This window comes from Bradyrhizobium sp. (assembly GCF_035701725.1).
Classification (GTDB): domain Bacteria; phylum Pseudomonadota; class Alphaproteobacteria; order Rhizobiales; family Xanthobacteraceae; genus Bradyrhizobium.
Genome location: NZ_DASSRP010000394.1, coordinates 1 through 9,381, shown reverse-complemented (window position 1 = coordinate 9,381; position 9,381 = coordinate 1). Strand labels below are relative to the sequence as shown.

The following is a 9,381-nucleotide window of genomic DNA, read 5'->3' as shown; positions in this document are numbered from 1 at the left end:
TCCAGCGCGCGATAGGTGCCGAGAACAAGCTCGGGCAAGGCGCAGCTATTGGTCGAAGAGATGCCGTCAAAGCCGCACATCATCGGCCCGAGAAATGCCAGGTCGGAGGCGCAGAACAGCTTGATGCGCCCGCCGATCCGGTTCGCGATCTGATCGATCGCCGTCGGCGAAAGGTCGCCTTGCTTGGCGCCCACGATACCGGAGATATCGGCGAGCTGTTCCAGGACGTCAGGGGAAAGCGTGATACCGATGCCCGGCGCGTTGTAGACCAGCACACCGGTACGCGATAGCGGCGCCACGTCGCGGAAGAAGGCGACGATTTGCGCATCCGTCACTTCGGATACGAAAGGCGGCGTCACCATCGGCAGCCCGCCGAGGTCGCCGGCAAGCCCGGTCAATTCGCGGACGACACGAACATCGGAGGCGGCCGTACACAGCATCACTGGCACGCGGTCGCCGACGATGTCCATGACCCGGCGAAACAACGTGGCGCGCTCCTCGGTCGACATCGCCGGAAACTCGCCGTAAGTGCCGCCGATCAGTATGCCGTCAAAGCCAAGGGCGATCACCCGTTCCATGTTGCGGGCGAGGCCGGCAAAGTCGAAGCTGCCATCCGCCTTGAACGGCGTGACCGTGATGTTGAACAGGCCGCGCAGCCGCGCCTGACACTCGTCGATATCCTTCATTTCTGGTCCTTGTGTTTCTTGCGATGGCGATCAGGCGGCGAGCCGCAGCATCGGACGATCGGTCTTGCCGAGCGCGCGGCATCCCTTGTCCGTGACAACCACGGTCTCGCTGACACCGACTGTGAACCGGCCATAGATCCGCACCGCCACAGGGATGTGGAACGTCATGCCGGGTTTAAGCTCGGTGGTGACGCCGGTATAAAGGCTCAGGATGCCGCCTTCGCCCCAGTCGGGCGCGAACGAAATTCCGATGCTGTAGCCGGCGCGTTTCTTGAAGTTTTCGGTATAGCCGGCGCGGTCGATGACGGCCTGACAGGCCAGATGCGGCGCGGCGCAGGGTTCGCCGGGCTTGATTGCATCCATTGCCGCCTGCAAGCCATCCTGGCAGGTCCGCTCCATGTCGATCGCAATTTGCGGCGCATCGCCGAGCCAGGCGCATCGCATCAGCGCGGCGTGGTAGCGATCGTGACAGGCCGCCATTTCCAGGAAGATGGGTTCGTTGGCCGCAATCTTTCCACGACGCCAGGTGCCATGCGGGACGCCGGTACGGCGGCCGACGGAAACCAGCGGCTCCATGCCGACATATTCGGAGCCCGCCGCGATCGCCTGGCCCATCATGGCCGCAACGAGATCGTTGTCGCTGCCGCCGAGCTTGATGGCGGCGAGCCCGGCGCGCATGCCGGCATCGACATAGGTCGCCGCGGTCGCGATCTTTCCGAGCTCAGCGGCGGACTTGACGATGCGCAGCTGTTCGATGATGCCGGCGGAATCGCCGATCTCGCCGAGCTGTTCGCGTAGCGCCTCGTAGGTGGCGATCGGCAAGAACCAGCCGCGCTTGTCGATGGCAATGCGCTTGGAGGCCCAGCCGCGCGACTTGATGACATTGACCAGGAAATTCACCGGCTGGTCGCCATCGCCATAGACCTGCGCGCCGGAAATGAAGGTGTTGGCGATGAAGTTGAAATATTCGAGCTGGCGGATCACGAAGGCCGGCTCGCCGTCGACCGGCAGCACCAGCGCCTGGAACGTATAGTAGCCCGGCGTTTGCTGACCGGTGAGATAGAAGATGTTCTCAGGCCCGGTCACGATCATGACGTCGATGCCGGCTGCTTCCAGTAGCTGCCGCGCCCGCGCAACGCGTCCGTCATACTCCGTCTTGGGGAACGCCGATTCCGCGCCTTGGGCGACGCCTGCACTATCCATGTCCATAGTCTCCGATTGAATGGGTGGTTGCGGGATTGAAGGTGACGCCAAGGCCCGGCGCGTTGTTCACCCGCACGGTGCCGGCCTCATAGGAGATGCCGGAAACAGGATCGTCGATCAGCCCGTCGGCGCCATAGAGCTCCGCGAATGCGGGCGAGGTCGCACAGGCGACATGGAGCGTCGCGGCCGTCGCCGCCGCGCCTTCGTTCATTTGCCCGATCATGAACGGAACGCTGGCTTGCGCGAGTTCTCGCGCGGCCCGCATCGTTGGTGCTATGCCGCCAAGTTTCACGAGCTTCAGATGCGCATAGATCTTGCCGCCGTAGCCGCAAATCCGCGCGACGTCGTCCGCGCCCGCGACGCTTTCATCCAGCATCATCGGAATCGGGCTTTGCGTTGCGAGGCGGTCGATCGCGCGCCAGTCACCGGGCGCCACCGGTTGCTCGACATAGACGACGTCAAAAAGTTCGAGCGCCCTGAGATTGTCGAGCGCCTCGGCCTCGGACCAGCGTCCGTTGGCGTCGGCTGCGATCTTGACCTGATCGCCGAATTTCACCCGCAACGCCGCGATTCGATGCAGGTCTTCGGAAAAGTGGCCCGCGCCGACGCGCACCTTCAGATCACGGAAGCCACGGTCGACATAAGCCTGCGCCTGCGCCAGAAACGTGTCCTCGGAGGAGACGAACAGCGTCTGGTTGGTCGGCCAGACGATTTGTTTTGTGGAACCGCCGACCGGACCTGCAACGAGCGAGGCTGCAACGCTGATGCCTCCGCGGCGGGCGACGAGATCATGGAGCGCGCAATCGATCAGCGCCCGCACCGGTGCGATCAGCTTCGCGCCCCAATCCGGCATCGTCGCCAGAAGCTCGGCGGCATCGCGCGTCCAGTCGATCGCGGTGGCCGCCGCGACCGCCGCCTCCATGACGGTCTGCGGTGCGTAGCCGTTGAGATAGGCAATGTTGACCCGGACCTCGCCGACGCCGACGGTCGCGCCATCATCAAGGCGCAGGTAGAGCTCCGAAAGCTGCAAGATGCTGCCGGACGAGGCCGTATGCAGCAGCAGATTGCCGCCGTAGTGAAGATCCGCCGTATGAAGCGATGCGCGCAATGCTTCAGGCCCCATTCTTCAGCATGGCGAGGGCGACGTCGCGGTAGATGAGGCTTGAGGTGACGAACTCGTCCACCGGCACGAACTCGTTGGGCTTGTGCGCGACGGCGAGGTCGCCCGGACCGATCACCGTTCCCTCGGCGCCGGCACTGGCGAAATGCACGAGATCGCAGCCGCCCTGAAAGCCATAAGGCCCCGGCTTGGCGACACCATGGGCGCGGCTTGCGGCGAGACTCGCTTGCACGATCGGCCGGTCGATCGGCGTCTCGGTCGCGCCGCCGGTCGTCGCTTTGTAATCGATAATCTCGGCGCGCAGGCCGAAGCGCTGATGCGCGAGCTGAAGCAGGTCGGCAAACTCCTGCCTGACCGCCTCGTCTTTTTCGCCGGGCACCATCCGCCGATCGAGTAGCAGATCGCAGGCCTGCGGCACGACGTTGTCGGCGTGGCCACCGTTGATCCGGGTCACGGTGAGGCTTGCCGCCCCGACCAGCGGATGCTTCCGATGGCGCACCACCTTGTCGTGGTGCTCGGCGATGAGGCCAAGCAGTTCGCCGGCGCGATAGATCGCGTTGTCGCCAAGATGCGGGGTGCCGGAATGCGCGGCGACGCCGTGCACGCGAACGACGGGACGCAGCGAGCCCTTGTGGGCCGAGAACGTCGCATTCGAGGTCGGCTCGCCGATCACGGCGGCATCGATCTTCGGCTTTCCTGCGGCGTAGAACTTCGCGCCCTCGCTGGCGATTTCTTCGTCGGCGACGAAGACCCCGAGCAGGGTGCCCGACCACGCCGCGCGCTGCGCCTTGAGCATGCGCATGGCTTCCAGCATCGAAGCCAGCGGACCTTTGCAGTCGCAGGCGCCGCGTCCATAAAGCCGGCCGTCGGCCTCTTTCAGTGAAAACGGGTCCGAGGCCCAGCCGTCGCCGACCGGCACGACATCCATGTGGGTGTTGAACGCAAACACCGGGCCGGCGCCATTCTCCAGTCGCGAGACGACGTTGATGCGTCCCGGCTTGTACTCCTGGAGCGAGACCGCGAATCCCTCGGCCATCAGGATATCGCGCACGTGGTGTGCGGCCTTGGCTTCGTGTCCGGGCGGGTTTTGCGTGTCGATCGCAATCAGCTCTGCGAGTTCACGCTTCATGCGGGCGACGTCGGGGGAAGTGGACATGGTTGAGCGTTCCGAACGGTGTCAGTGCAGGATCTGGTCGAGGAAGCGCCGGGCGCGTTCGTTGACTGTGCCGTTGAAGAAGTGATCGCTGTCGGCGCTTTCGATGATCTCGCCATGTTCCATGAACACGATCCGATCCGCGGCGCGGCGCGCAAAGCCCATCTCGTGTGTCACGACGATACTGGTCATGCCTTCGGCGCTCAGCGTGGTCATGACATCAAGCACCTCGCGGATCATTTCGGGATCGAGCGCCGAGGTCGGCTCGTCGTACAACATCAGCTTGGGCTTCATGGCGAGCGCGCGGGCAATCGCAACGCGCTGCTGCTGACCCCCAGACAGTTCATCCGGAAACGAATCCGCTTTCTCCGGGATCTGGACCTTGCGCAGGAGATCGCTGGCGATGTCGTGCGCATCGTTGCGGCTGAGGCCCAGGATCTTCACCGGCGCGAGCATGATGTTCTCGATTGCCGAAAGATGGCCGAACAGTTCGAAATTCTGGAACACCATGCCGATCTGGCGGCGCAACAGATGCGCCGGCTTGCGGCTCTTGGTGACGTTCTCGCCTTCGAAGAAGATGTCGCCGCTGTCGAGCCCCTCCAGCAGATTGACACAGCGGAGCAGGGTGGATTTGCCGGAGCCGGACGGTCCGATCACGACCACTGTTTCCTTTGGGTCGACGTTGAGATTGCAATTCTTCAGGACCCGCGTCGCACCGAAGCTCTTGTTGACGCCCACGATTTCGAGCAGATGCGGCATGACTGGCGCTGGTCCCTTGCGTTGTTAGCGCGTGGCGAACGATTCAGAGACCCCGAGCATCCGCTCGGTGAGTGTGACCCGCCGCATCCGCTGGCGCTTCTTGGGGTCGAGCATGGTCTCGATCAGAACCTGGAACGCCATGAAAGCGGTCGTCATCACGAGGTAGTAGATGCCGGCTGCGGTCAGCGCCTCGAAGTAGCGGAAGTCGGCGCTGGCGGTCTGGTTGGCCACAAGCAGCAGCTCCTCGACCGCGATCACCGAGACCAGTGCGCTCAACTTCAGCATGCCGATCATCTGGTTGCCGATCGGCGGCAGCACGATGCGCGCAGCCTGCGGAATCACGACGAGGCGCATCATCTGGCCGGTGGTCATGCCAAGCGCGAGGCCGGCGGTGCGCTGCCCCTTCTTCACGGCCTGCAATCCCGAGCGCAGGATTTCGGCCATATAGGCGCCCTCGTTCAGCGACAGCGCCAGCACCGCGCAGACGAACGCCGACAACCTGATGCCGAACGAAGGCAGCACGTTATAGATGAAGATGATCTGGAACAGCACCGGCGTGCCGCGGAACAGCCAGAGATAGCTCAGCGTAAAGAGCCGTCCGATCCGCGTCCGGCTTTCCTGGATCAAAGCCAGCACGAGGCCGATCACGATGCCGAAGAACAGCGATGCGACCGTGAGCAGCAGCGTCATTCCCGCGCCGCGGATAAAATTCGGCGAGACCAGATAGTGGAAAACGAGATCAACCGACATGGCTAGCGCCCACTTTCCGAGCTTCGTGCTTCCTCGCGGCGCCCAACGTCCCGAACTTCGGAAAGGTCATGGGCACTCGCAAACGTATCGATTCCAGCAACGCCTTGTCGATCTAGCGTCCCTGATTGAACTCGCAGCATGTGGCGCCGGGACTTCAGATCGGCGGTACCCGCCCTTTCAGTCGAACAGCGACACCGACTGCGGAAACTTCCAGGTTTCGATCAGCTTCTTGTACGACCCGTCCGCGACGATCTCCTTCAGCGCCGCTTCGAGCGCGGCCTTCATTGCCGCGTCGCCCTTGCGAACCGCCATGCCGATCCGCGTGGTGTTTTCGAACTCCGAACCCGCGACCGCATAGACGCCCGGGACCTTGTCCATCAACTCGACCGCGCCGGGTGTCGAGTTATAGAAGGCATCGGCGCGCCCCTGCCGGACGGTGAGCGCGGAATCCTGCGCGGTCGGCATCGTCATCACGGTCACGCCGGCAAGCCCTTTGTCGCGGCAGCGCTTGTCGTCGGCGCGCGCGTAGCTCTCCTGAATGCCGCCGAGCGTCACGGCGACGGTCTTGCCGCAGAGCGTATCGTCGCGGCCGGTGATCTTCGATGGATTGGCGGCCTGCACGATGACGAGGCTGCCGATTTTGAGATAGGGGACGAAGTCGACCTGGCTTGCCCGCTGGTCGTTGATGTACATCGCCGAATTGATCATATCGAGCCGGCCGCCCTGCAGCGCGACGATCAGGCCTTTGAACTCCATATTCATCGGATTGGTGGTTACGCCGAGCTTCTTGCTCAGGAGGCCGATCATGTCGATGTCGAACCCGGCGAGCTTTCCATCCTTGGTGAATTCGAACGGCGAGAAGGTCGCGGCGACGCCGTAAGTCAGGGCGCCCTTTTCCACCAGCGTGGCGGCGGAGAGATCGGCGGCTGTCGCCTCGCCGGCGCAAAGCAACGACAGGGTTCCCAGAAGCGCGAGGTGACGAAGGCCGATCGCTTTGCGGGCGTTGTGAAACTTTCCCGCTCCGACGGAGCGCGAGCTTCGGAAAGTGGGCTCTATGCGCGGGCGTGGCATGGCAATTCCCCGTCGGTTAATTGTTTTATTGTGTTATAATGTGCAATCCTGTCTGTCGTGCCGTCAAGCCCTATTCCGCAGCAGCTCGCGATTAAAGCTTGTTCAACAGCGCAAGCCGTTGGCCCTTCTCCCCATTCCCGCAGTCGAATATATTGTATTTTCTGAACAGAATTATACGATAACAGCAGCACCTTCGGCTTGCGGCCCATGGCTCGATCAACCCAACAAACCCGGTTTCGCCTTGCCAACCAGATTCTGGACGTGATCCGCGACGCGCGGATGGAGCCGGGCCATCACTTGCGCGAACAACCGCTTGCCGATCTCATCGGCGTCTCGCGCACGCCGATCCGCTCGGCGCTGGATCTGCTCGCCGAACGCGGCATCGTCGAAACCCGCAAGAACCAGGGGTTCTTTCTGCGCCAGGCGTTCGATGAACTGCACCGCATCGAAATCGAAATTCCCTCGACCGTTGATGAAGAGCTTTATTCGAGGCTCGTTCGTGACCGCCTCGCGAACCGGGTTCCAACTCTCTTCACGCAAAGCGACATCGCGCGCCGCTACGAGGTCGACCGCCTTGCGGTGGCACGCACGTTGTCGCGGCTGGCCGAGGATGGCCTTGTTACACGCAGCCATGGCCATGGTTGGACCTTTGCGCCGACGCTCGATACTCTCACCTCGCTACTGGCGAGCTACGAGTTTCGCCTGACGCTCGAGCCGGCCGGCTTTCTGCTGCCCACGTTCAAGCCGGACCACGCCGCGATCGAGCGGATGCGGCTCCAGCATCTTTATCTCGCCTCTCACCCGAACATCGCTTCGGTCAACAATATGCAGCTGTTCGAAACCGATGCGGCGTTTCATGAAATGTGTGCCGAGGCGAGCGGCAACGCATTTTTTTCCCAGGCGGTCCAATCGCAAAACCGGCTGCGGCGACTTCTGGAGTTCGGCAGCTATTTCGATAGCCGCCGCGTGCGGGAATGGTGCCGTGAACACCTTGGGATCATCGAAGCTGTGGCCTCCGGAAACTTCGCGCTGGCCTCCACGCGCATGCATGCGCATCTCCAGCAGGCGCTGGCCTCCGCACAGGCCGCGGCAAAACACTCAGAGGCCGTTCCGACAAGCCGTTGAAGCCGGCGGTCGCACGCGACGCTTAATTCAACGGGGCTTTGGAGACCGGCAGTGGCGGGAGCCCGGCCTTGGCGGCGGCATCCTGCAACGCGGCGACCTCCTTGGCATGGAAGGGAACGCCGGTGCGGCGATGCTGCGCCTCCAAGCGGCGCTCGCGCTCCCCCGGCATGATCACCTCGTCAAAGCCTTCCGCGGTCGGATTAAGGTGCACGCGTTTGACCAGCGTATCCATGCGCTTCATATATTCATCGCGGCTGACGAACAGATCGGGTCTCATCGCCATGATGAAATGACCGACGTTCTGCGGCGCATCGTAATCCTCAAAGTGATTGCGCACGTCGCCGGCGAAGGCCGCGCCAGAAATCACGCCGCCCATCACGTCCATCAGCATCGCGAGCGCCGAACCCTTCGGTCCGCCGATCGGCTGCACCGTCCCCCCATCGAGCGCGGCGTTGGGATCGGTGGTCTGGCGGCCCTTGGCATCGAGCGCATAGCCGAGCGGGATTGGCTGCCCGCGCCGCGCCGCGCGGCGGATTTTTCCGCGCGCGGCCACGGCGGGCGACATGTCGAGGTCAAACGGGGTTTCGTGACCGGCGGGCGCGGCGACCGCAATCGGACTGGTGCCGAGCAGGCCTTCGCGGCCGCCCCATGGCGGCATCGCGCGCGAGGCGTTGGTGAAGACTATGCCGATGAAACCGGCATCCATCGCCTGCAGCGCATAATTGCAGGCCGCGCCGAAGTGCGTGCTGCGTCGTGCCGAGACGATGCCGACCCCGAACTCGCGCGCCATCTCGATGGCTTCAGCCATGCCTTTGGTGGCCACTACGAAGCCGAAGGCGTTCTCTCCATCGAGCGCGCCAACCATCGGCGTCACCCGCTCGACCTTCAGGCTTGGTCGCGGATTGATCAAGCCGCGCCGCACGCGCTCCAGATAATGCGGCAACGTCTGCAGGCCGTGGGTGTCGACACCACGCAGGTCCGCCTTCACCAGGCAGCGGGCCACGATCGCCGCATCTTCCTTCGGCAGATCGTGCGCGACCAGAAGCCTTCGTCCAAAAGCTTCGGCGGCCTCGGCATCAACGTAGAATGGGCCGGTCGGGGTATCCGCATTTGCCGCTTGTGCCATCATCATCGCCGTCTGTTCTAGCTGCCGTTCAGTCCATGGGCCTCGGGGAAGAACATGTCCTTCCACGAAGCCGGTTTCTTCCTGATGCGACCGACCTCGTGCATGAAATCGACGATCTTCATGATGCTGATCGGCGTCGTCGTGTAATCGACGTCGGGGTCGGCGACCATTTTCTCGAGCTCGTCGAGCGCAATCTTGTCCCTGGTCACGTTCAGATAGGTCTGCGCGGCGTCGCGCGGGTGCGCCTTGATGAAGGCGTCGGCCTCCTCGAAGGCGGCGATGACTGCGGCGCATATTTTCGGATTTGCGTCGTGGAATTTCCTGGACGCAATCAGCACGCCGTTGGTGTGTCTGGCGCCAAGCGTGTCGTAGGATTTCAGCACCTGGT

Annotated in this window: 9 protein-coding genes and 1 pseudogene; 1 reads left to right on the top strand and 9 read right to left on the bottom strand. The window is 63.2% G+C overall.

The annotated features are described in order from the left end of the window. The 7 genes from VFL62_RS23755 to VFL62_RS23725 form a co-directional block, all read right to left on the bottom strand. Positions 1 to 686 (bottom strand): dihydrodipicolinate synthase family protein (locus VFL62_RS23755; protein WP_325174837.1); only part of this gene is annotated, 686 nt, incomplete at its 3' end. 30 nt (positions 687 to 716) lie between these two features. Continuing rightward, positions 717 to 1,889, bottom strand: coding sequence for a M24 family metallopeptidase (locus VFL62_RS23750; protein ID WP_414644825.1), 1,173 nt, complete (start codon positions 1,887 to 1,889; stop codon positions 717 to 719). Then, on the bottom strand, positions 1,882 to 2,997 hold the full coding sequence (locus tag VFL62_RS23745; protein WP_325174835.1) for a mandelate racemase/muconate lactonizing enzyme family protein: 1,116 nt from the start codon (positions 2,995 to 2,997) through the stop codon (positions 1,882 to 1,884). The genes VFL62_RS23750 and VFL62_RS23745 overlap by 8 nt, the downstream gene beginning before the upstream one ends. A gap of 4 nt (positions 2,998 to 3,001) precedes the next feature. Further along, positions 3,002 to 4,165: a M20 family metallopeptidase gene (locus VFL62_RS23740; RefSeq protein ID WP_325174834.1), complete on the bottom strand. Its 1,164-nt coding sequence runs from the start codon at positions 4,163 to 4,165 to the stop codon at positions 3,002 to 3,004. Between the two features lie 21 nt (positions 4,166 to 4,186). Continuing rightward, positions 4,187 to 4,921 (bottom strand): amino acid ABC transporter ATP-binding protein, encoded by a 735-nt coding sequence (locus tag VFL62_RS23735; RefSeq protein ID WP_325174833.1) that lies wholly within the window; start codon positions 4,919 to 4,921, stop codon positions 4,187 to 4,189. A gap of 24 nt (positions 4,922 to 4,945) precedes the next feature. Continuing rightward, positions 4,946 to 5,671 carry an amino acid ABC transporter permease gene (locus tag VFL62_RS23730; protein WP_325174832.1) on the bottom strand — a complete coding sequence of 242 codons (726 nt, stop codon included), beginning with the start codon at positions 5,669 to 5,671 and terminating at the stop codon, positions 4,946 to 4,948. A 177-nt stretch (positions 5,672 to 5,848) separates the two neighbouring features. Further along, positions 5,849 to 6,742 carry an ABC transporter substrate-binding protein gene (locus VFL62_RS23725; RefSeq protein ID WP_325174831.1) on the bottom strand — a complete coding sequence of 298 codons (894 nt, stop codon included), beginning with the start codon at positions 6,740 to 6,742 and terminating at the stop codon, positions 5,849 to 5,851. A 207-nt stretch (positions 6,743 to 6,949) separates the two neighbouring features. Here VFL62_RS23725 and VFL62_RS23720 point away from each other — a divergent pair, with 207 nt between their 5' ends. After that, positions 6,950 to 7,867, top strand: coding sequence for a GntR family transcriptional regulator (locus tag VFL62_RS23720; protein ID WP_325174830.1), 918 nt, complete (start codon positions 6,950 to 6,952; stop codon positions 7,865 to 7,867). 22 nt (positions 7,868 to 7,889) lie between these two features. On the opposite strand, the gene VFL62_RS23715 is transcribed toward VFL62_RS23720, so the two are convergent. Both VFL62_RS23715 and VFL62_RS23710 read right to left on the bottom strand, forming a co-directional pair. Continuing rightward, positions 7,890 to 8,993, bottom strand: a complete 1,104-nt coding sequence (locus VFL62_RS23715) for an Ldh family oxidoreductase (RefSeq protein ID WP_325174829.1) — start codon at positions 8,991 to 8,993, stop codon at positions 7,890 to 7,892. 17 nt (positions 8,994 to 9,010) lie between these two features. After that, positions 9,011 to 9,381 (bottom strand): annotated as a pseudogene (locus VFL62_RS23710) (ABC transporter substrate-binding protein); the annotation flags it as partial.